This is a genomic window from Streptosporangium sp. NPDC002721, from assembly GCF_042888905.1.
Taxonomy (GTDB): Bacteria; Actinomycetota; Actinomycetes; order Streptosporangiales; family Streptosporangiaceae; genus Streptosporangium.
In genome coordinates this window covers 159,970-181,126 of the sequence record NZ_JBIAQI010000007.1, presented here as the reverse complement: position 1 = coordinate 181,126, position 21,157 = coordinate 159,970, and the positions used below count along the sequence as shown (strand labels likewise).

Annotated in this window: 14 protein-coding genes; 9 read left to right on the top strand and 5 right to left on the bottom strand. The window is 73.1% G+C overall.

The genetic code is table 11. The features are described from left to right. Positions 1–52 precede the first annotated feature (52 nt). Positions 53–1,234, top strand: coding sequence for a hypothetical protein (locus tag ACFYWM_RS11510; protein ID WP_389912330.1), 1,182 nt, complete (start codon positions 53–55; stop codon positions 1,232–1,234). After that, on the top strand, positions 1,231–1,932 hold the full coding sequence (locus ACFYWM_RS11505; protein WP_389912327.1) for a PIG-L deacetylase family protein: 702 nt from the start codon (positions 1,231–1,233) through the stop codon (positions 1,930–1,932). The genes ACFYWM_RS11510 and ACFYWM_RS11505 overlap by 4 nt, the downstream gene beginning before the upstream one ends. A 95-nt stretch (positions 1,933–2,027) precedes the next feature. On the opposite strand, the gene ACFYWM_RS11500 is transcribed toward ACFYWM_RS11505, so the two are convergent. Next, on the bottom strand, positions 2,028–3,545 hold the full coding sequence (locus tag ACFYWM_RS11500; RefSeq protein WP_389912324.1) for a glycoside hydrolase family 3 protein: 1,518 nt from the start codon (positions 3,543–3,545) through the stop codon (positions 2,028–2,030). 180 nt (positions 3,546–3,725) lie between these two features. Here ACFYWM_RS11500 and ACFYWM_RS11495 point away from each other — a divergent pair, with 180 nt between their 5' ends. The 6 genes from ACFYWM_RS11495 to ACFYWM_RS11470 are packed head-to-tail and all read left to right on the top strand — an operon-like array spanning position 3,726 to position 14,740. Beyond that, on the top strand, positions 3,726–5,321 hold the full coding sequence (locus tag ACFYWM_RS11495; RefSeq protein WP_389912321.1) for a condensation domain-containing protein: 1,596 nt from the start codon (positions 3,726–3,728) through the stop codon (positions 5,319–5,321). Next, complete coding sequence (locus tag ACFYWM_RS11490; RefSeq protein WP_389912319.1) at positions 5,318–10,027, top strand: amino acid adenylation domain-containing protein; 4,710 nt, start codon at positions 5,318–5,320, stop codon at positions 10,025–10,027. Before ACFYWM_RS11495 ends, ACFYWM_RS11490 begins: the two co-directional genes overlap by 4 nt. Further along, the gene (locus ACFYWM_RS11485; RefSeq protein ID WP_389912316.1) at positions 10,020–11,534 is read left to right on the top strand and encodes an MFS transporter; all 1,515 of its coding nucleotides are present in this window, start codon (positions 10,020–10,022) and stop codon (positions 11,532–11,534) included. Before ACFYWM_RS11490 ends, ACFYWM_RS11485 begins: the two co-directional genes overlap by 8 nt. Next, positions 11,512–12,543: a methyltransferase gene (locus ACFYWM_RS11480; RefSeq protein WP_389912313.1), complete on the top strand. Its 1,032-nt coding sequence runs from the start codon at positions 11,512–11,514 to the stop codon at positions 12,541–12,543. The genes ACFYWM_RS11485 and ACFYWM_RS11480 overlap by 23 nt, the downstream gene beginning before the upstream one ends. Next, entirely contained in the window at positions 12,540–14,042 is a 1,503-nt protein-coding gene (locus ACFYWM_RS11475) for an FAD-dependent oxidoreductase (RefSeq protein ID WP_389912310.1), read from the top strand. Before ACFYWM_RS11480 ends, ACFYWM_RS11475 begins: the two co-directional genes overlap by 4 nt. Next, on the top strand, positions 14,036–14,740 hold the full coding sequence (locus ACFYWM_RS11470; protein WP_389912307.1) for a DUF6875 domain-containing protein: 705 nt from the start codon (positions 14,036–14,038) through the stop codon (positions 14,738–14,740). Before ACFYWM_RS11475 ends, ACFYWM_RS11470 begins: the two co-directional genes overlap by 7 nt. A 76-nt stretch (positions 14,741–14,816) precedes the next feature. Here ACFYWM_RS11470 and ACFYWM_RS11465 read toward each other — a convergent pair whose 3' ends face one another. From ACFYWM_RS11465 to ACFYWM_RS11450, 4 genes are all read right to left on the bottom strand, one after another. Then, a complete protein-coding gene (locus ACFYWM_RS11465; RefSeq protein WP_389912304.1) occupies positions 14,817–16,271 on the bottom strand; it encodes a glycoside hydrolase family 3 protein in 1,455 nt (484 codons plus the stop codon). Positions 16,272–16,395: 124 nt separating this feature from the next. Next, a complete protein-coding gene (locus ACFYWM_RS11460) occupies positions 16,396–17,277 on the bottom strand; it encodes a carbohydrate ABC transporter permease (protein WP_389912302.1) in 882 nt (293 codons plus the stop codon). Continuing rightward, entirely contained in the window at positions 17,274–18,287 is a 1,014-nt protein-coding gene (locus ACFYWM_RS11455; protein ID WP_389912299.1) for a carbohydrate ABC transporter permease, read from the bottom strand. The genes ACFYWM_RS11460 and ACFYWM_RS11455 overlap by 4 nt, the downstream gene beginning before the upstream one ends. Before the next feature lie 2 nt (positions 18,288–18,289). Then, positions 18,290–19,624, bottom strand: a complete 1,335-nt coding sequence (locus ACFYWM_RS11450) for a sugar ABC transporter substrate-binding protein (RefSeq protein ID WP_389912296.1) — start codon at positions 19,622–19,624, stop codon at positions 18,290–18,292. A 205-nt stretch (positions 19,625–19,829) separates the two neighbouring features. Between ACFYWM_RS11450 and ACFYWM_RS11445 the strand changes: the two genes are divergently transcribed. Next, entirely contained in the window at positions 19,830–21,020 is a 1,191-nt protein-coding gene (locus tag ACFYWM_RS11445) for an ROK family protein (protein WP_389912293.1), read from the top strand. The last annotated feature ends 137 nt before the right edge of the window (positions 21,021–21,157 follow it).

Genomic DNA, 21,157 nt, shown 5'->3' with positions numbered 1-21,157 from the left:
GCGCGGAAATGTCATGAGAAAGACACCTTTCCGTGATCGGGGATGGGGACAAATGACGGCTGTCATCGCTGTGCTGCATGCCGAGGACGTCGCCCTGGAGTTCGTCTCCGTCCTGCGCGACCACGCCGACCAGGACGTCCTGGTGGTCGTCGGGCAGGCGAGGACGGGTGTGACCCTTCCGGCGGGGCTCTCCCTGCGGGAGCGCCTGGAGCTGCTCGGGCCCCTGGTGGAGCCCGGGGGCAACACCGCGGAGCTCCCCGTTCCCGCCGAGGTGGCCGCCCTGATCGGGGAGGCTCCGGCGCCCGGCGAGATCTGGACCCACTCGCCCGCCGACCACCGCATCCGCCGGGCCCGGTTCGGCTGGATCGTCTCCCGCGCCGTGTCACCCTTCCCGTCCTCGTCGTCCTCGCTGTCCCTGCCCGCCGTGACCTGCTCGGTCGGCGACAATCCGTTCCTGCAGACGATCCCCGCCACGGCGACCGCGATCACCGGGGCCGAGGCCGAGGCGAAGATCGATTTCATCAACCGGCGTGCCGGTGAGCTGCTGCGCAGCCGGGTGGCCGACCGGCTCGTCACCACCGACCGGGTCCCGGCCGTCGAGAGGTTCTTCACCGCGAGCGCCGCGCAGGCCAACCGCCTGTACGCGCTGATCTCCAGCCTCGGGGACGACGCCGCGGTCGCCGACGACCCGTGGGAGTTCGGGCGCTCGGCCTACGAGGCCGCCAGGCTGGACGCGACCGCCGCGTGGACCACCCGCTGGTGCTCCCCGCAGGACGGGCCGATCGTGGAGGTCGGGGCGTGCCAGGGCGAGCTCACCCGGCGGCTGGCGGGGAAGGGCTACCGGGTCCAGGCGACCGAGCCCAACGCGGGGTTCCGCGCCCGGCTGGCCGAGCGGGCGGAGCCGGGGGTGGAGGTGCTCCCGGACAGCCTGGAGGACCTCGCCGGCGACGGGGAGCGCCAGGCGGCGGCGTACCTGCTCGTCGAGATGCTCTACTACGACCAGGATCTGACGCTCCTGGACCGGTTGCCGACCGACCTGGTCCTCGTCGCGCTGGAGACCGGCCAGCTCAACGAGCGGGTCTGGCCTTGGCTGCGCGAGCAGTCCACCTGGCGGGTCGCCGAGCGCGTCGAGCTCGCCCCGCCGACCCTGGAGTCCGTCTGCGACGGCCTCGCCTACCTGCGCAAGCGGGGCAGCCGGGGTCTCGTCCTGGCCAGGGCTGGGTGGCGGCGATGAGCTGGGGGACGGTCGTGGTCTCGCCGCACTTCGACGACGCGGTGCTGTCGGCGGCCGGGCTGCTCGCCCGCCGCGAGGGGAGTGCGGTGATCGTCACGGTGCTGGGCGGCGCGCCCGGTGAGGCGCCCTCGGCCTGGGACCGGCTGTGCGGGTTCGCCTCGGCGGAGGAGGCGTCGCGGGAGCGGCGGGCCGAGGACGCGCGGGCGTGCGAGATCCTCGGGGTCGACCAGGTGGTGCTGGACAATCCGGACGTCCCGGCGGCTCGGCTCCCGATGGACGACCTGGAGGCGTTCCTCACCGAGTACGTCACCCCGAGCACGCGCGTGCTGGTCCCGATGGGTATCGGCAACGCCGACCACGAGGCCGTACGGGACCGGGCGCTCGACGTGCTGGAGAAGGTCGGGAGCCTGGAGCGCTGGGCCTACGCCGACCTGCCCTACGCCGCCGCCGTACGCGAGTGGGGGAGTCCGGCGGCCGGGCGGGCGCTGGAGGCCGGGCCGGCGGCCCGCGCGCTCGCCGAGCGGTACCGCCTCGGGGCGAGGACGAGCCCGCGCCTGGAGGGGGAGGCGTGGGCGCTCAAGTGGCGCGCGGCCCTGGCGTACGCCTCGCAGATCGCGCCGCTCGCCTGCGACCACGGGGAGTTCCTCGCGATGCCCGGTCCCCTCCAGCACGAGCTGGTGTGGGTCCTCGACGGCTGACCCCCGCGAACCCCGCCCGGGGAGCCGCCGTACGTCACGGCGCGCGGCGCGGTCACGGCGTGAGGGTGGCGGCCGGGGGCGGGGTTCGGCGGGGGTCAGTGGCCGGGGGCGGGGAGCGGGCGGTGGCCCGAGAGGAGTTCGGCGGCGGCCCGGCCCGAGGCGGTGGTCGCGCCGTGGGTGGTGACGTGGACGGCGCCCGGGGTGGCCGGGCCGGGCAGGCCCATCTCGACCACGACCGCGTCGGGGCGCCGTGACAGCAGGGCGTCCAGGCGGTCGGAGACCCAGGCGTGCCGGTGGGCGTCGCGCACCACGATCACCAGCGGGCGCCCGTCGGGGGGCGGCGGGACGGGGTCGCCGGAGCCGAGCCGCACGGCCGTCGTGCCCGGCAGCAGCGCGGCCAGCGGCGCGGCGACGCCCCACGGGGTGGCGCGGTCGACGGCGATGTTCGTCTCGGAGACGAACTCGATCACCTGGGGCGCGGCGGGCAGCGGGAGCCCGTCGCCGCGCACCCGCAGCGCCCGCCGGGCCGCGTCGAGCCCCGCGGGCTCACCGGCCGGGCCCGTCCCGCCGTCCGCCCGCCGCTCCGCCGACCAGGCGGCCAGGCTGCGGACCCGGGAGGCGGCCTCGGCCAGGCGTTCCTCGGGGAGGGTGCCGTCGGCCACCGCGTTCATGATGGCGTTGCGCATGAACCCGACCACCCCGGGGCCCTTGCGCTCGCCACCCACGCAGATCGCGTCGGCCCCGGCGGCGAGGGCGCGGACCGCCGCCCCGGTCACGCCGTACCGCTCTGCCACCGAGGGCATCTCCACGCCGTCGGTCACGATCAGCCCGTCGAAGCCCAGCTCCCGCCTGAGCAGCCCGGTCAGGATGCGGCCGCTCATGGTGGCGGGGTGGTCGGGGTCGTAGGCGGGGACGAGCAGGTGGCCGGTCATCACGGCGCGCACCCCGGCCTCGATGGCGGCGCGGTAGGGCGGGAGGGTGGTGGCGGCGAGCTCCTCGGCCGAATAGGCGACGGTCGGCAGGTCGTCGTGCGAGTCGACGGCGGTGGCGCCGTGGCCGGGGAAGTGCTTGGCGCAGGCGGCCACCCCCGCCGACTGCAGGCCGGTGACCCAGGCGCGGGCGTGCCGGGCGACGAGCAGGGGGTCGGCGCCGAACGCGCGGGTGCCGACGACGGGGTTGTCCAGGTCGGAGTTGACGTCGACCACGGGGGCGTAGTTGAGGGTGATGCCCGCCGCGGCCAGGTCCAGCCCGACCTCGCGGGCGACCCGCCCGGTCAGCCCGGGGTCGTCCACCGCGCCGAGCGCGAGGTTGCCGGGACGCGAGCTGCCGGTGAGCGCCTCCAGCCGGGTGACGTCGCCCGCCTCCTCGTCGGTGGCGATCACCACGTCCGGGTTCTCCGCGCGCAGGGCGGCGGTCAGGGCCCTGATCTGCTCGCTGTCTACAAGATTCCGGGAGTAGAGCGCAACTCCTCCGAGCCCTTCGGCGAGCCGTCTCCGCAGCCAGTCGGGCACCTCCACGCCCACGAACCCCGGCTGTAACACGGCGTCGGCAAGCCCGGCCAGTTCGGGGCTCACGCCGTTCGGGCCGCTCGTACGGCCACCGCGAACGATCATCAACGCCTCCAGGTCGGTCGTGGCAAGTCGCTTGTCTCAGGCGTACCACATGTGTAGCATTCGGGTTGCGTAAATAGACAAGAAACTTTCCTAATAATTCTTTGTCAGGACCGCATGTCAGGGGCGACGCAGCCCCCGGCGCCTGCCCGAAGCGAGTCACCCACGAGGGAGACGGACAGGATGTCGCACGCCACCTTCGACCTGCGGGGAATCCCGCTGGCGCTTCACCTGAACGGTCCCGTCGACGTTCCGGCGCTGCTGGGCGCGTGCTCCGTCGTGGCCGGAAGGCACCCGGTGCTCGGCCGCGTCAGGGTCACCCGCACGGAGTCGGCCCCCGAGCGCTATCCCGGGGTCGCCACGGCCGAGGCGGCCCGCCCGTTCGACCTGGAACGCGGCCCGCTCGCCCGGTTCACGCTGGTCACGGTGGGGCCCGAGCGCTTCAGGCTGCTCTTCACGGCGCACGCGCGGGTGTTCGACGCGGGCTCCAAGGACATCCTGGTCCGCGAGCTGGCCGACGCCTACTTCGCGCGGGCCACCCTGCCGGGCACGGCGTCGCCGTCCTCCCCGGCGCCGCGGCCGCACGGCTCCCCGCAGGGCTCGCCGCGTGGTTCCCCGCATGGTTTCTCGCAGGGCTCGCCGTCCGCGCGGGCGGATCGGCGTGACGGTTCCGGTGCGGGCGGCGGGGCTCTTCCGGCACCGCCCGACGGCGCCGCGGAGTTCCGCGGGGAGCACGCGTCCGCGGAGTCCTGGAAGGAGCACGAGCGCGCGTCCGCGGAGTTCTGGAGGGAGCGCGAGCGGGTGCCCGTAGGGCTCGTCCTGCCCGGCCTGCGCGCCGTGCCGCACGGCACCGGTCCTGGGGAGATCGTCGAGATGGTGCTCGGCGGCGCGGAGTCCGGGGCGCTCAGCGAGGCCGCCACGGCGCTCGGCGCCACCAGGTTCGAGCTGCTGCTCGCGGCCGTGGGCGTGCTGCTGCGCGGGTACGGCACCCCGGCGTCGCCGCTCGCCCTCGACCTCGGCACCCGCACCCGCGAGACGCGCGATCGCATCGGGCCGTTCGTGGCGCGGGTGCCGTTCGTCCCGCACCCCTCCCCCGACGAGGGGTTCCCCGACCACCTGCGCAGGGTCCGGGCCGAGCTGCACGCCATGTACCGGTTCCGGCACGCGCCGCCGGAGCCGCCCTCCTCGCCGGTCCTGCTCAGCTACCGCAGGAGGGCCGCCGTCCCGGAGTTCCCCGGCGTCGGGGCGGGCGTGGAGTGGACGGTCTTCAACGGGGCCGCCCACGGCGCCCTGCACATCCAGGCCGTGGACGCCGGGCCGAGCCTCACCCTCGGACTCCGTTTCAACCCCGCCGCGATCGGCCACGACGACGTGTCCGGGATCGCGGGTCACCTGCGCGCGCTGCTGCGCGCCATCTCCGCGGACCCCCGCGCGAAGGTCGCGGATCTGGCGGAGCCACCCCACCCCACGCCCCAAGAGGAGCCTTCCGTGACCGAGCTGTTCGTCCCGGCCCCCGACAACGTGACGCGACCCCCCGCCGGGGAGGATCCGGTCACCGCGCAGGTACGGGAGATCTGGCAGGAGATCCTCCGCCTCGACGACATCGGGCTGGACGAGGACCTCTACGACCTCGGTGGGCACTCGCTCACCATCACCCAGATCATCGCCAGGACCCGCCGCAGGCTCGGCGTGGAGGTGTCCCTGGACGTCTTCTTCGACAACCCCACCATCGCCGGCGTCGCCGAGGAGGTCACGCGTCTGCGGGGCGAGGTCGCGTGAGCACGCTCTCGTACGCCCAGGAGCGCCTGTGGTTCCTGGACCGGCTCACCCCCGGGGACGGGACGTACAACATGGTCGTCTGCGAGCGGCTCATCGGGTCGCTCGACGCCGCCGCCCTGGAACGGGCGCTGGGCGAGGTGGTGGCGAGGCACGAGGCGCTGCGGACCGTCTTCCCCGAGGTCGGGGGCTCCCCGTCCGCGGTTGTCCTGGATCCCGGGCCGCTGGTCATGGAGAGGATCGACCTGACCGGCGAGCCGCGGCACGGTTCGCCGGGTGGGTCGCCGGTCGGTGCGCCGCGTGGTTCGTCGGGTGGTTCGTCGGACGGGTCGCAGGGTGGGGGCACGGGGGGGTCGCGGGAGCGGGTGCTGGAGGGGTTGCTCGCCGAGCGGAGCAACCGGCCGTTCGACCTGGTCAACGGGCCGCTGCTGCGGGCGTCCCTGGTGCGTACCGGGTTCGACGAGCACGTCCTGCTGGTCGTCGTGCACCACATCGCCGGGGACGCCTGGTCGATCGAGCAGGTCATGTTCGGGGAGCTGGCGTCGCTGTACACCGCCTTCACCCTCGGGCTGCCGTCCCCCCTCCCGCCGCCCGCGATGCAGTACGCCGACTACGTGCGCGGGCAGCGCGGGCAGCCGGTGGACATCTCCGACGTGGTGCGCGAGCTCGACGGCGTCCCGGTGCTGGAACTGCCCACCGACCGGCCGCGCCGGGCCGTGCGGACCACCGAGGGCGGCCTGGTGGTCCGCAGGATCCCGCTGGAGCTGTGGCGGGGGATCACCGGGATGGCGCGGGCCGAGCGGTGCACGCCGTTCATGGCGGTGCTGGCCGCCTACCAGGTGCTGCTCTCCCGCTACACCGGCCAGGACGACTTCTGCGTCGGCACCCCCGTCGCGGGGCGCTCCGAGGAGGAGTTCGAGCGGGTCTTCGGCGTCTTCATCAACACCCTCGCCCTCCGCGCCGACCTGGCGGGCGACCCGACCTTCCGCGAGACGCTCAAGCGGGTGCGGCGGCGGGCCTTCACGATGTACGGGCACGCCTCGGTCCCGTTCGAGCATGTGGTGAGCGAGTTGCGCGTCGACCGCGACCCGGCCAGGACGCCGGTGTTCCAGACGATGCTGATGCTGGGCAACCCGGACGCCGGGTCGCTCGACCTCGACGGCATCCGCACCGAGCCGGTGGCGTCGGGCCTGGCCGTGGCCAAGTTCGACCTCTCCCTGGACGTGATCGTCTACCCCACGCACGTGCAGCTGATGTTCGCCTACGACACGGGGCTGTTCGACCGGTCCACGGTGGAGCGGATGGGTGCCCAGCTGGAGACGCTGTTCCGCTCGGTCGTCTCCGACCCGGGCCGCCGCCTGTCGCGGCTGGAGATCCTGCCCGCCGCCGAACGCGCGGTCGTGCTCGGGGACGCCCGGGTGCCGGATCCGGGGGACGTGCTCCCGGACGAGGTGGGGTGGGGTGCGGGGGACGTGCTCTCGGACGGGCCGGTGCGGTCGCCGGTGCGGCCGGTTCGCGGGGAGGGGGAGTTCCTCGACCGGATGATCGCCCGGCAGGCCGCCCGGACCCCCGGGGCCCCCGCCGTGATCACTCCCGCCGTTCCGGGCACGGGGGGCGCCGTTCTCACGTACGGGGAGCTCGACCGGGCCTCGGACGCCGTGGCCGGACGGCTCCGGCCGCTGCTGGAGCGGTCGTCCACCGGGGGCGGCGAGGCGCTGGTCGCGCTGGCGCTGCCCGCGGGAGCCGAGGCGATCGTGGCGCTGCTGGGGATCCTCAAGGCGGGAGCCGCCTACCTGCCGCTGGATCCGGCGCAGCCCGCCGAGCGGCTGGCGTACCTGCTGGCCGACTCCGGCGCGTGCGCGGTGGTCGCGGACGGGGCGGAGCTCGCCGGGTTCACCGGGCCGGTCGTGAGCCGGGCCGACCTCGCTCGCTGGACGGGCGAGGATCTTGAGAGAGCGCGCGAGTACGGAGTGGGGCACCCTGAGCCTGAGGGCTCGCAGGGCGATGACAGCACGGCGGTGGTGCGAGAGGCCGATGCGGGGCGTCCTGAGCTTGAGGGACCGCGTGGCGGTGACAGCGCGGCGGTGCGAGAGGCCGGTGCGGGGCGTCCTGAGCTTGGGGGCCCGTATGGCGGTGACAAAGCCGGTGCGGGGCATCTCGACCGGGCCGCTTATGTGATCTACACGTCCGGGTCGACCGGGCGGCCCAAGGGGGTCGTCGTCGGTCACCGCACGCTCTCCCACCTGGCCGGGTCGTTCCGGGACCTGCACGGGTTCGGGCCGGGGGAGCGGGTGCTGGTGGTCCCGCCACTCAGCTTCGACGCCTCGGCGGGGGACGTCTTCCCGGCCCTGATCAGCGGCGCCGCGCTGGTGCTGCACCCCGCGCCCGCCTCGCTGACCGGCCCCGCCCTCGACGCCCTGTGCGCGGAGCACTCGGTCACCATGGTCGACACCGCCTCGGCGCTCTGGCAGCAGTGGGTCGAGGAACTGGGCCGGCCGGGACGGGTCACCGCCCCGATCACCACGATGATGGTCGGCGGCGAGGGCGTGCCGGTGGAACGCCTGCGTGCCTGGGCCGCGCTGACCGGCGGCCGGGTCGCGTTCCACAACCACTACGGCCCGACCGAGGCGACCGTCTGCGCCACCTCGTACCGTACGGTCGACGGCGCCGAGCTGGGCGCGGCCACGCACCTGCCGATCGGCGCCGCGCTGCCGCACACCCGCGTGTACGTGCTCGACCGCCACGGCAACCCGGCCCCGATCGGGGTGCCCGGCGAGATCCACATCGGCGGCGAGTGCCTGGCGCGCGGCTACCTGGGCCGACCCGGGCAGACCGCCGGGCGCTTCCTGCCCGACCCGTTCTCGGCCCGGCCGGGGGCGCGGATGTACGCCACGGGCGACCTGGGCAGGTACCGGCCCGACGGGAACCTGGAGTTCCTGGGACGCACCGACCGGCAGGTGAAGCTGCACGGCAACCGGATCGAGCCGGGAGAGGTCGAGGCGGCCTGCCTGGCCCATCCCGGCGTCCGCGAGGCCGTGGTCACCGCCGACTCCCGGAGGCTGATCGCCTACCTGGTGGGGGATCGGCTCACCGTCGCCGAGCTGCGCGCCTTCCTGTCCGGACGGCTGCCCGGCTACATGCTGCCCGGCGCGGTCGTCACGCTGCCCGCGCTCCCGCTGACCTCGCACGGCAAGGTCGACCTGCGGGCGCTGCCCGATCCGGACGCGGACGGCGAGGCCGTGCCGTACGAGCCGCCGAGGGAGGGGACCGAGCGGGTCATCGCCGCGATCTGGGCCGACGCGCTCAAGGTGGAGCCCGGTCGCGGGGACAACTTCTTCGACCTGGGCGGGCACTCGCTGCTGGCCCCGCGGATCGTCTCCAGGATCGCCGGGGAGCTGGGGGTGACGGTCCCGATGACCGCGCTCTTCGCCGCGACCGACCTGGCCGGGCTGGCCGCCGCCGTGGACGAGCGGATCGGCCTCCCGGACCCGGGGGCGTCCCATACCGGGGCCGCTCGGGCCGCTCTGGCCGATGGGGGCGCGGGTGGCTGGACCCCCGCCGTGGACCTGTACGCGGAGGCGGTGCTGCCCGGCGACCTCGCGTACACCGGGGCGCCGGTCCCCGACGGGCCGCCGCGCCGGGTGCTGCTCACCGGCGCCACCGGCTTCCTCGGCGCGTACCTGCTCGCCGGGCTGTTGCGCACCACCGGGGCCGAGGTCCACTGCCTGGTCAGGGGTGACAGGCCCGCCGAGAGGCTGCGCGGGAACCTGGAGGGGTACGGGCTGTGGGACGAGCGCTTCGACGGCCGGGTCGTCCCGCACGCCGGGGACCTCGACCTGCCGGGACTCGGCCTGACCGCCGGGGAGCTCGCGGAGCTGGCGGACTCGCTCGACCTCATCGTGCACAACGGGGCCCTGGTCAACTTCGCGCTGCCCTATCAGCGGCTGCGCCGGGCGAACGTGGACGCCGTCCTGGAGGTCCTGCGGCTGGCCGCGTCCGGCCGCGTCACCACCCCCGTCCACCTGGTCTCGACGCTCGGCGTGCACCTCACCCCCGGGGAGCGCACGGTCAGGGAGGACGACCCGCTGCCCGACCCCGGCCCGCTGCACCTGGGCTACGACCGGAGCAAGTGGGTCGCCGACCGGCTCGCGGGCGCCGCGAGGAAGACCGGGCTGCCGATCGCGATCCACCGCCCGGCCAGGGTCTCCGCCGACAGCCGCACCGGCCGTTCGGTGCCCGGTGACTTCCTCGGCCGCCTCTTCGCCACCTGCGCCCGCCTCGGCGCGGTGCCCGAGGGGGAGCGGATCGACATGGCCCCGGTCGACCACGTTGCCTCGGCGATCGTGCACCTGGCCGCGAGCCGGGCCGTCGGCGACTTCCACTACTACAACCCGCGCGTGCTGACCTCGGAGGAACTGGCCGAGGGCCTGCGCGAGCACGGCTTCCCGGTACGGCTCATGCCGGGGGACCGGTGGCGGCGGCTGGTCCGCGACCGGCTGGAGCTCGGCGACGACCTGCCGATCGCCCCCTACCCGGCGTTCTTCGCCGAGTACGGCGCGCTGCCCGGCCCGTCCTTCGACTGCTCGGCCACCGAGAGCCTCCTCGCCGCCGCCGGGCTGGTCTGCCCTCCGGCGGACGGGAAGCTGCTCGACCTCTATCTCGGTGACCACATCGGCACCGGAGTCCTCCTGGGAGACAGCCGTGCATGACGGGATACGCCGGTTCGTCGTCATCTGGGCGGCGCAGCTGCTGTCGATCATCGGGTCGAGCCTGACGGGGTTCGTGCTGGGCGTCTGGGTCTACCAGCGCAACGGCTCGGCCACCGAGTTCGTGCTGATCATGCTGTGCGCGGTGCTGCCCGAGGTGCTGCTCTCCCCGCTCGCCGGGTCGCTCGCCGACCGGTGGGACCGCAGGCGGATGCTGATGGCCGCCGACGCCGGGGCCGCCGTGGTCACCGGCGCGCTCGCGCTGCTGCTCGCCCTCGGCTCGCTGCAGGTCTGGCACGTCTACGTGATCACGGTGGCGGGGGCCGTCTTCGGGACCTTCCACATGGCCGCGTACCACGCGATGATGCCGCTGATCATGCCGCAGCGGCACCTGGGCAGGGCCAACGGCCTGATGCAGGTCGCCGACTCGGTGAAGATCGCGGCTCCGCTGCTGGCGGGAACGCTCCTGGTCACGGTCGGCGTCACCGGCGTGGTCGTGATCGACCTGGTCACCTTCCTGGTCACCCGGGTGGTCATGTTCGCCGTACGGCTGCCGCGCGAGGTCACCCGTCCCGGGGCCTCGGCCGCGCCGGAGCCGCTGCGCGGGGACCTGCTGTTCGGCTGGCGTCACCTGCGGGCCAGGCGGGGGCTGTTCCAGCTGGTCATGGTGCTGGCCGCGTACAACCTGTTCTTCGGGATGTCGGGGGTGCTGGTCCAGCCGCTGATCCTGTCGTTCGGGTCGGCCGCGGTGCTCGGGGCGCTGATGTTCGCGGGCGGCGCGGGGGTCTTCGCCGGGGGGCTCGTGCTGAGCGCGTGGGGCGGGCCGAAGCGGCGGGTGCGCGGTGTCGCGGTGTTCGTCGCGCTGGGAGGGGTGCTGCTCGCCCTGCACAGCCTCGCGCCCTCGCCCTGGCTGATCGCGGTGGTGGCGCCCGCCTTCCTGTTCACGCTGCCGTTCGTGCAGGGCACCGGGATGACCGTGCTGCAGATCAAGACCGACCCCGCGGCGCTGGGCCGGGTGCTCAGCACGGTCCGCGCGCTCACCCAGACCGCCACGGTGCTCACCTACCTGGCCGCGGGGCCGCTGGCCGACCGGGTCTTCGAGCCGATGCTCGCCCCCGGCGGGGCGCTCTCCGGAACGCTCGGCGCCGTGATCGGCACGGGCGAGGGGCGGGGCATCGCGGCGATCTTCCTGATCACCGGCCTGTGCCTGGTGCTGCTCGCGCCGCTCGCCTACCTCCAGCCGCGCCTGCGGAAGGTGGAGTCCGAGCTGCCCGACGCCGAGGACGTGCACGCCCCTCCGGAACCCGTCGCGGGACGTGTCGAGGCCGGCCCGGGAACCGGCGCCGCGCCAGGACCGCCAGGACCGCCAGGACCGCCAGGACCGCCAGGAACACAAGGTCCGCCAGGAGCACCGGAAGCACCAGGTCCGCAAGGAGCACAAGGTCCGCCAGGAGCACCAGGTCCGCAAGGAGCGCAAGGAGACAGCGATGCCGCTCTATCTCGACCCTGAGGAACTTCGCGGGGTGCCGGGCGCCCACCTCGACCTGATCGGCGCGATGGCGTTCCGGGCGGCGGGGGCCGCCCAGCGGCTGGGGGTCTTCGAGGCGCTCATGCCCGGCCCGCTGCCCGTGACGGAACTGGCGGCCAGGACGGGCACCGACCCGGCCGGGCTCGCCGTGCTGCTGGAGGCGCTCGCCTCCCTCGGCTATCTCGAACGGGCGCCGGGCCGGGTGTACGGCAACAGCCCGGCGGTCGCGGCCACCCTGGACCGGCGGAGCCCGTGGAGCTACGCCCCCGCGCTGGCCTTCTGGCAGGATGTGCTGGCCGAGCTGTGGGACGGCCTGGAGGAGTCGGTGCGCACCGGCACCCCCCAGGTCGACTTCTACGCCTGGCTGGAGGAACGGCCCACGACGCTGGCCGAGTTCCAGAGCATGCTCGACGGGATGGCCGCCGGGCTCGCCCCGCTGGTCGCCGCGAGCGTGCCCCACCCCGGAAGGCGCCTGCTCGACGTCGGCGGCGGGCACGCCCGCTACAGCGTCGCGTTCTGCCAGGCGTACCCCGAGCTCACCGCGACGATCGCCGACCTGCCCAACGCCCTGGAGGGCGGCCGGGCCAGGATCGAGGCGGCCGGGCTGGGCGACCGCGTCACCCTGCTCCCGGGCGACCTGGCCGACATCCATCTCGGGGCGGGACACGACACCGCGCTGCTGTTCAACCTCTGCCACGGGTTCGGCGAGGCGGGCAACCGCGCGCTGTTCAAGAGGGTGGCGGGCGCGTTGCGTCCCGGCGGCGCGGTGGTCGTGCTGGAGACCTTCGCCGACCTGCCCGAGGGCACGCCCGCGACCGTCGAGGCGTTCATCCGCGCCTTCGGCCTCAACCTCGCCACCACCCAGGGCGGCGGGATCCACTCCTTCGCCGACGTCGCCGCCTGGCTGTCCGACGCCGGGTTCGGCCGGATCGAACGGCGGCACGTCGACGGCCCCAACGAACTGCTCGTCGCCCGCCTGGAGAACACATGAGGATCACCATTGTCGGAGCGGGTCCCGCGGGCACCCTCCTCGCCTGCTACCTGGCCGGGCGCGGCTTCCGGGTGGAGGTCTACGAGCGGCGGGCCGACCCCCGGCTGCTCGACGAGGACGAGAGCAGGTCGATCAACCTCGGCCTGTCGGCCAGGGGCATCGCGGCGCTCACCGACATCGGCCTGATGGACACCCTGTGGCCGCTCACCGTCCCGATGCGCGGCCGGGCCATCCACCTGCCCGGCGGCTCGGTGCCGTTCCAGCCCTACGGCGCGCACGAGGGGGAGATCCTCCACTCGGTCCTGCGCCGCGACCTGATCACCACGCTCGTCGACCACGCCGAGGCCCAGCCGGGGGTGAGCTTCCACTTCCGGCACCGGCTGGTCGGCCTGGACCGCGAGACGGCCACCGCGCGCCTCGTCCACGAGGAGACCGGGGTCGCGAGCACCGTCCAGGGCGACGCGGTGATCGGCGCGGACGGCGCGTTCTCGCGGGTGAGGGCGCACATGCACCACGGGCTGCGGGCCGAGTATCACCAGGAGATCCTGGAGTGGGGCTACAAGGAGCTCACCATCCCCGCCGCCGACGACGGGTCGGCCAGGACCAGGCTGGAGGCCCTGCACGTCTGGCCCGGCGAGGACGCCCTCATCGTCGCCCACCCCAACCGCGACAACTCGCTCACCGGCACGCTCTTCCTGCCCGTCGAGCGGTTCGGGGAGATCACCGACCCCGAGGAGTTCCTCGGGGAACGCTTCCCGGACACGCTCGGCCTCATGCCCCACCTGGCCAAGGAGTACGCCGAGCACCCGGTGGGGCACCTGGTGTCGATCCGCACCTCGCCCTGGCACCACCGGGACCGGGTGGCGCTCATCGGCGACGCCTGCCACGCCGTCTACCCCTTCTACGGCCAGGGCATGAACTCCGCCCTGGAGGACTGCACGGTCCTCGACCGCTGCGTGGGCGAGCACCCCGGGGACCTCGGGGCCGCCTTCGCCGAGTACCAGCGGCTGCGCAAACCGCACACCGACGTGCTCGACGAGCTGTCCAAGCAGAACTTCGTGGAGCTGCGCGACCGGCTCCGCTCCCCGCTGCACCTGCTGCGCAAGAAGGCGGACCTGCTGCTGGCCCGGACACTCCCCGGCCGGTGGGTCCCGCTCTACACGATGATCTCCCACACCACCGTCCCGTACGCGGACGCGCTCGCCCGCGCCCGGCGGCAGGACGCGCTCCTGCGCCGGGCCGGGGCTGCGGTGGCCGTCGCCGGGCTGCTCGCCGCGACCCCGGCCGTCCGCCGCCTCGTACGCGGTCCCGGCTCCTCGACCGGTGCCGGCCTCACACCCGCCGCGTCTCCCGTGCGCGGCCCCGGCTCCGCACCTGTCGTACGCGCGGGCGACGCCGCACGCCGCGCCGTCTTCGCGCCTCTCGTACGCCTCACGCGCTTCGCACGTCGCGCACGCCTCGCACAGCGAAACACCCGGAAGGGCGAACCACCATGCTGACCGATCCCGCGGACCCCTCTCGCGTCCTCCTGGAGACCGCCGATCTGGACGGTGACCACGATCTGGTCCTGCGCTACCGCACCCCGCTCAGGGAGATCGTCACCTGGGCGCGGGAGTATCTCTGCCGCCCCCACGAGGAACTGGGCAGGAAGGGGCCCGTCTGCCCGTACGCCCAGACCGCGCTGGACCGGGGCACCTTCTATCTGGCGGTCCGCCCCGGGCGGCCCGGGGGACCCGAGGCGGCCGAGACCCTCGCGGGCTACCGCGACTGGTTCCCGAGGCTGCCCGCCACGCCGGGGGTGTCCGCGCAGTACCGCACGATCCTGGTGCTCTTCCCCGACCTGCCCGAGGCCGAGGCGGCGGCGGTGATCGACCACGCCCAGGCGGCGCTCAAGTCGCGCTACGTCTCGGAGGGGTTGATGATCGGGGAGTTCTACCCCGGCCCGCCGCCCAAGGCGGGACTGTGGAACCCCGCCTTCCTCCCGCTGGGCAGCCCGGTGCCGCTGCTGGCGATCCGGCACATGGTCGCCACCGACTTCCCGTTCCTGCGCGACGACCCCGCGCAGGTCGCGGCCTATCTGGAACGTTTCGGCGACCGCCCGCCCGCCGCCCTCAGGGCGGAGATCCAGGCCGTCGCCGGCCGCTACGGGCTGGTGCCCGCGAACACGTCCTGCGAGCCGTCCCTGACCGCGTCCTGAAGGTCCTGAAAACACGGCCCGCCCCCGCGGTTCTCGCGGGGGCGGGCCGTGTCGGTGCGGGGAGTGGCCGGTGTCGTCAGACGCCGAGGAGTTCGGCGGCGGCCTGGGCGTTGGCGCGGGCGGCGCCGTAGGTGGCCAGGTAGGTGACCCCCTCCGGGCGCCAGATCGGCAGGCCCATCTCGACCACCGTGGCGTCCGGACGGGCGGCCAGCAGCGCGGAGACCACCGACTGGCTGGCCTGGTAGCGGTGGGCGTCCTTGACGACGACGATCAGGGAGCGGCCCGAGGCGCGCGCCAGGATGTCCGGCACGTCGGCCGCCTCCGGCTTGACCCGCAGCACCTCCGCCTGCGGCAGCAGCGGCGTGAAGCCCCACGGCACGTCGCCGACCGCGATGGTCGGCGGGGTGTCCACCTCGACCACCAGCGGATTGACCAGGGGAGCCGCCGAGCCGGTGAGGCTGACCGCGCGGCGGGCCGCGGTGAGGCCGATCACGTCCCGCTCGGCCTCGCCGGTGCGGGGCGTGCCGAACCAGGCGCGCAGGGCGGCGACCCGCTCGGCCGCCGCCTCCAGGCGGGCCGCGGGCAGCCGTCCGTCGTGGACGGCCGCGACGATCTCGTCCACGATGCGGCGGACGTCGTCCTCGGTGGGGATCGGGCCCAGGCAGAGCAGGTCGGCTCCGGCGGCCAGGGAGAGCACCGAACCGCCGGCGAGGCCGTAGGCGGCGGTGACCGCCTTCATGTCGAGGGCGTCGGTGATGACCACACCCTCGTACCCCATCTCGCCGCGGAGCAGGCCGGTCAGGGCCGCGGGGGAGAGCGTCGCGGGAAACGCGCCGGTGACGGCGGGCACGCGGACGTGCGCGGTCATGATGGACCTGGTCCCGGCCTCGATCGCGGCGCGGAAGGGCACCAGCTCGCGCTCGCGCAGCAGCTCCACGGAGGCGTCGACGAGCGGGACCTCCAGGTGGGAGTCCTGCCGGGTCGCGCCGTGGCCGGGGAAGTGCTTGACGCAGGCGGCCACCCCCGCCGACTGCAGGCCGTGGACCGCGGCGACGGTGTGCCGGGCCACGAGCGCGCTCTCCGCCCCGAAGGAGCGGGTGCCGATCACCGGGTTGTCGTCGGCGGTGTTGACGTCCGCGGACGGGGCCATGTCCAGGTTGACGCCGCAGCGGGCCAGGTCGTCGCCGATGGACCGGTAGACCCGCCGGGTGAGCTCGACGTCGTCCACGGCGCCGAGGGCGGCGTTGCCGGGATACGGGCTGCCGACGTGGTAGGCGAGCCGGGTGACGTCACCCCCCTCCTCGTCCAGCGATATGACCGGATCGGCGGCCTCGCGCAGGCGGGAGGTGAGAGCGGACAGCTGGGCGGCGTCGGCGACGTTGAAGCCGAAGAGCGTGACGCCGCCGAGACCGTTCTCCAGCTCCCGCAGGACCCACTCGGGTGCCTCGGTGCCCTGGAACGCGGCGAGCAGCGTGCCGGCCGCGAGACGACGCAGCCCCTGATCGCCGCGATCCGCGATGAACTCAGACATGGCGGTAGGTATTCCTTACCTGAGATGTAGGGGGGTGTCGGACATGGATGTAAACAGAGAAAACAGGACAGGGCTGGTACGGCCCGCGCCTTGTGGGTGCGGTGCCGTACCAGCACCAATGGGATCAGCCCTTGACGGCACCCGCGACGAGCCCGGAGACCATCCGCCGCTGCACCAGAAGGAAGAAGACGATGACCGGGATGGTCATCAAGGTGGAGGCGGCCATGATGGCGCCCCAGTCGACCGACCGCTGGCTGACGAAGTAGCGCAGAGCCACGGGCATCGTGTAGTTGCCCTGGTCGCTGATGAGCGTCAGCGCGAACACGAACTCGTTCCACGCGGTGATGAACGAGAAGATGCTGGTCGCCACCAGCCCGGGGGCCACCAGCGGGAAGAGCACCTTCCAGAAGGTGGCGAACCGGCTGGCCCCGTCGATCCAGGCGGCCTCCTCCAGCTCCTTGGGCACCGCCGCGACGAAGGTGCGCAGCATCCAGATGGCGAACGGCAGCGTCATGGCGACGTTCACCACGACGAGGCCGAGGAGCTGGTCGTACAGCCCGGCCCGCCTGAGCATCAGGAACAGCGGGATGAGCAGCGCCTCGCCGGGGACCATCTGCACGATGAGCAGCAGGATCAGGAACGAGGTGCGCCCGCGGAAGCGGAAGCGGGCCACCGCGGTCGCCGCCAGCAGGGAGAACACCGCGCCGATGAGCACGGTGCCGAGTGCCACCACGGAGCTGTTGAGCAGGTACTGCCAGATGGAGTGGCCCGCGATGCCCTCGGTGAAGACCCGCTTCACGTGTTCGAGCGTGGGGTCGGTCGGGAACGGGATGAAGTCCGTCGTGAAGATCTGCTCGCGGCTCTTGAAGGCCGTGGACACCATCCAGTAGACGGGGAACACCGCGAACAGGAACACCACGACGGCCGTGGTGTTCAGGCCGATCCTGCCGAGCAGCTTGCGCCTCCTGGGGTTTCCCCGAGGTGCCCGCGTGTCGTAGGTGGTCATCGCACGTCCTCCGTCTTCACGATCTGGCGGACGTAGAAGAAGGTGATGACGAGCAGGATCAGCGTCAGCACCACCGCGATGGCCGCGCCCATGCCCATCTTGGGAGGCGCGCTGAAGGCCTGGGTGAAGGCGAACAGCGACAGGTTGAACGCCTCCCGGTTGGACGTGCCGCCCGCCAGCACGAACAGCTGGGTGAAGACCTTGAAGTCCCAGATCACCGAGAGCACCGTCAGCACCGCGAAGACCGGCTTCAGCAGCGGGAAGGTGATCTTCCAGAAGATCCGCCACGCGGAGGCGCCGTCCACCCTGGCGGCCTCGTACAGCTCCTGGGAGATGCTCTTCAGCCCGGCCAGGATCGAGACCGCGATGAACGGGAACGACGCCCAGACCACCGCGATGATCAGCACGACGTAGATGGTGAACGCGTCGTTCAGCCACGGCTCGCCGGTCCAGTCGGAGCGGCCGAACAGCAGCGAGGAGAACCAGTCGGGCAGCGCGTTCAGCAGCCAGTTGATGACGCCGGCCTCCGCGTCGAACAGCCAGCGCCAGATGATCGCGGTGGCGATCTGCGGGGTGGCCCAGGCGGCCATGATGCCGATGATGAGGAAGGTCGACATCTTCTTGCCCAGCTTGTGCAGGAGCAGGCCGACCAGCGTGCCGAGGATCAGGGTGCCCGCCACCGTGACGACGGCGAAGACGACGGTGTTGCGGAGTGAGGTCCAGAACAGCTCGGACTCGACGAGCTTCTGGTAGTTCTCGAAGCCGACGGATTCGGCCGGCACTCCCCGGATCTGTCGCAGTCCCACGTTCTGGAAGGACATGACGACCATCTGGTACAGCGGGTAGAGCAGCAGGCCGGCGATGACGAGCAGGCCGGGGACGAGCAGCGCGTAGGGGACGACCCAGGCGGGCATTCCGCCGGACCTGCGCGGGGGCGTGGCGCCTCGGGGCCCCCGCGCCGGGACGGAGGGGGTGCCCCCGTCCCGGGCGATGGTTGAGGTGTTGGCCATGGTTACTGGTTCAGGATCTCTTCGAGTTCCTTGTTGGCGTCGGCCAGCGCGGTGTCGACGTCCTTCTTGCCCTCGATGACCGAGCGGGCCGCGCTCTGCAGGACCGCCTTGGTGTCGTTCGCCTCGGCCCAGTTGGTGTCGTTCGGGAAGCCCTTGGCGACCTTGAAGGTCTCGGCGAACGGCGCCTGCACCGGGTCGGAGGCGTACTCGGTCAGAGCCTCCGGGTAGAGCGGGAGCAGGCCGCCCTCCTTGGCGTAGCGGGTGCCGAACTCCTTGCCGGCCGCGAGCCTGACGTACTCGGCGGACAGCTCGACGTTCTTGGTGTCCTTCCAGATGGCGATGTCGTTGCCGCCCTGGAAGGCCGGGGCCGGGCCGCTGCCGTCCTTGGCCGGGAGCGAGAAGAAGGCCATCTTCGCGTCGTCGATCTTGCCGCCGCTCTGCTCCTTGATGGTGGTGATGTCCCAGCCACCGGTCACGTACATGCCGACCTTGCCGTTGGCGAAGCGGGTCGCGATGTCCACCGAGTTCTGGGTGAGGGCGGACTTGCGCGAGACGCCGTGCTTGGTCACCAGGTCGGTGTAGTACTGGAAGCCCTCCTTGAAGCCGGGCTCCGTCAGCTTGCCGGTCCACTTGCCGCCCTCGAAGGCGGCGAAGTCGCCACCGGCCGACCAGACGAACGGCGACAGCGACATGTTGGCGTCGGAGCCGCCGTTGAAGGCGAAGCCGTCGACGTCCTTGCCCTTCTCGGCGACGATCTTCTTGCCCGCCGCGACGAGGTCCTCCCAGGTCTTGGGCACCTCGATCTTCAGGTCCTCGAACCAGTCCTTGCGGTAGAGGACGGCGCGGGTGCCGCCGCCCCACGGGGCGGCGTAGATCTTGCCGTCCACCGTCTCGTAGCCCCACAGGTTCTGCGGGATCTGCTGGAAGTCGGGAGTGGCCTTGACGACGTCGGTGATGTCGGTCAGCGCCTCCTGCGCGACCCACGCGGCCACCTGGTCGTTGCCGAACTCGGTGACGTCGGGGCCCTCGCCGCCGGCGAGCGCCGCGGTCCACTTGGCCTGCGCGTCGGGCCAGGGCACCCACTGGAGCTTGACGTCGGCGCCGGTGGTCTCCTTGAACTTGGCGTTCAGGTCGGCCATCAGCTTGTTCTGCTTCTCGTCCGGGGCGCCGAGGCGCCAGACGGTCAGCGTCTGACCTGCGAACTTGGGACCGGACGCGGCCGGCGCCGACGCCTGGTTGTCGGCGGCCGGTGTCGGCTCGCTGCTTCCACACGCGGCGAGCCCCAGGGCGAGGGCGGCGGTGGTGGCCGTCGTGGTGGCGATTCTCGCGAACTTCACTGGAGTTCTCCCTTTCAGGCTTTCGCCAGGGTTTGCGCTCTTTTATGGCCGGGGTCCCCCGCGACCCTCTGCACTCACTGGGAGCGGTCGGAACTACCGCAACCCGCGGTTCCGATCGCTTGCCTGCGGGCTGACTAGGGTTAAACTAACAAGAAACTTTCTTAAAAGAAACGATCGTTAGCGGATCGTGACGGGGAGGACGACCTTGCCCACACGCCCGGGGACCCCCCGGCTGCTGCGCCAGCTCAACGATCGCGCGGCGCTGGAACTCCTACTGTCCAGCGGCCCTCTCACCCGGGCTGAGCTGGGAGAACATACCGGGCTCTCCAAGGTGACCGCGGGGCAGCTGCTCTCCAGGCTGGAGGAGCGCGACCTCGTCACGGTGGTCGGCGAGCAGGCGGGCGGGCGCGGCCCCAACGCCGCGCTCTACGGGGTGGTGCCCTCCTGCGCGTACGTGGTCGGGCTCGACGTGCTGCCCGACCGGATCAGCGCCGGGGTCGCCGACATCACCGGCACCATCGTCGCCGAGGTCTCCGCCGACCCCAGCGACCACGACGACCCGGTACGGCTGGTGCGCGACGCGGTCGGCCAGGCGTGCGAGTCGGCGGGCATCGGCGTCGACCGGCTGCGCGCCTTCGTGATCGGCACCCGGGGCGTCGTCGACCCCTGCACCGGTGACGTGCGCTTCTCCTTCGACCTGCCCTCCTGGCACAACGGCGTGCTCGCCGAGCTCCGCCGCGACCTCGGCGTCCCGGTGACGATAGAGAACGACGTGAACCTCGCCGCGCTGGCCGAGCGCGCGTACGGTGCCGCGCTGGGCGTCGACGACTTCGTGCTCGTCTGGGCGGGGGTCGGGCAGGGGCTCGGCGTCATGCTGGGCGGGCGGCTGCACCGCGGCTTCACCGGCGGCGCGGGCGAGATCGGCTGGCTGCCCGTCCCCGGCGAGCCGCTTCCCACCGAGGTGGGCGAGCCCCAGTCGGGCTCGTTCCAGCGCCTGGTCGGCGGCGACGCCGTGACCGGGCTCGCGAACGCCCACGGCATCGGTTCCGGAGTCGCCTCGGGGGCCCTCTCCGACGCCGGTTCCGTGGGAGATCTCGTCCGTACGGCCGTCGAGGAGGGCGCCGAGGCGTTCCTGGACGAGCTGGCCGGACGGCTGGCCGTCGGCGTCGCCGCCGTCGCGGTGGTCCTGGACCCCGGACTCATCGTGCTCAGCGGCGACGTCGGCAGGGCCGGGGGCGAGGCGCTCGCCACCAGGGTGCAGGACGCGGTGGCCCGGGTCTGCCCGAGCCAGCCCAAGGTCGTGGTCTCGCGGGTCAGGGGGAACCCGGTACTGCGCGGCGCCCTGGTGTCGGCGCTGCACCAGGCCCGCGAGCAGGTGTTCTCGGACACGGTCTGACGTTCCGCGCAAAGGCCGTGATGGGGTGCGGGCACGGGCGCGGCCCGACGTCCCGCGCGGAGGCCGGGCCGTCTCCGGGAACGGGTACGGCCCGGTACTCCCGTTCCCCGTGGGCGAGGTCTGCGCACCGTGGCTCT

Coding starts and splice junctions, on each gene's coding strand:
- ACFYWM_RS11510 (WP_389912330.1), top strand. CDS start 53: ATGACGGCTGTCATCGCTGTGCTGCATGCCGAGGACGTCGCCCTGGAG.
- ACFYWM_RS11505 (WP_389912327.1), top strand. CDS start 1,231: ATGAGCTGGGGGACGGTCGTGGTCTCGCCGCACTTCGACGACGCGGTG.
- ACFYWM_RS11500 (WP_389912324.1), bottom strand. CDS start 3,545: ATGATCGTTCGCGGTGGCCGTACGAGCGGCCCGAACGGCGTGAGCCCC.
- ACFYWM_RS11495 (WP_389912321.1), top strand. CDS start 3,726: ATGTCGCACGCCACCTTCGACCTGCGGGGAATCCCGCTGGCGCTTCAC.
- ACFYWM_RS11480 (WP_389912313.1), top strand. CDS start 11,512: ATGCCGCTCTATCTCGACCCTGAGGAACTTCGCGGGGTGCCGGGCGCC.
- ACFYWM_RS11475 (WP_389912310.1), top strand. CDS start 12,540: ATGAGGATCACCATTGTCGGAGCGGGTCCCGCGGGCACCCTCCTCGCC.
- ACFYWM_RS11470 (WP_389912307.1), top strand. CDS start 14,036: ATGCTGACCGATCCCGCGGACCCCTCTCGCGTCCTCCTGGAGACCGCC.
- ACFYWM_RS11465 (WP_389912304.1), bottom strand. CDS start 16,271: ATGTCTGAGTTCATCGCGGATCGCGGCGATCAGGGGCTGCGTCGTCTC.
- ACFYWM_RS11460 (WP_389912302.1), bottom strand. CDS start 17,277: ATGACCACCTACGACACGCGGGCACCTCGGGGAAACCCCAGGAGGCGC.
- ACFYWM_RS11455 (WP_389912299.1), bottom strand. CDS start 18,287: ATGGCCAACACCTCAACCATCGCCCGGGACGGGGGCACCCCCTCCGTC.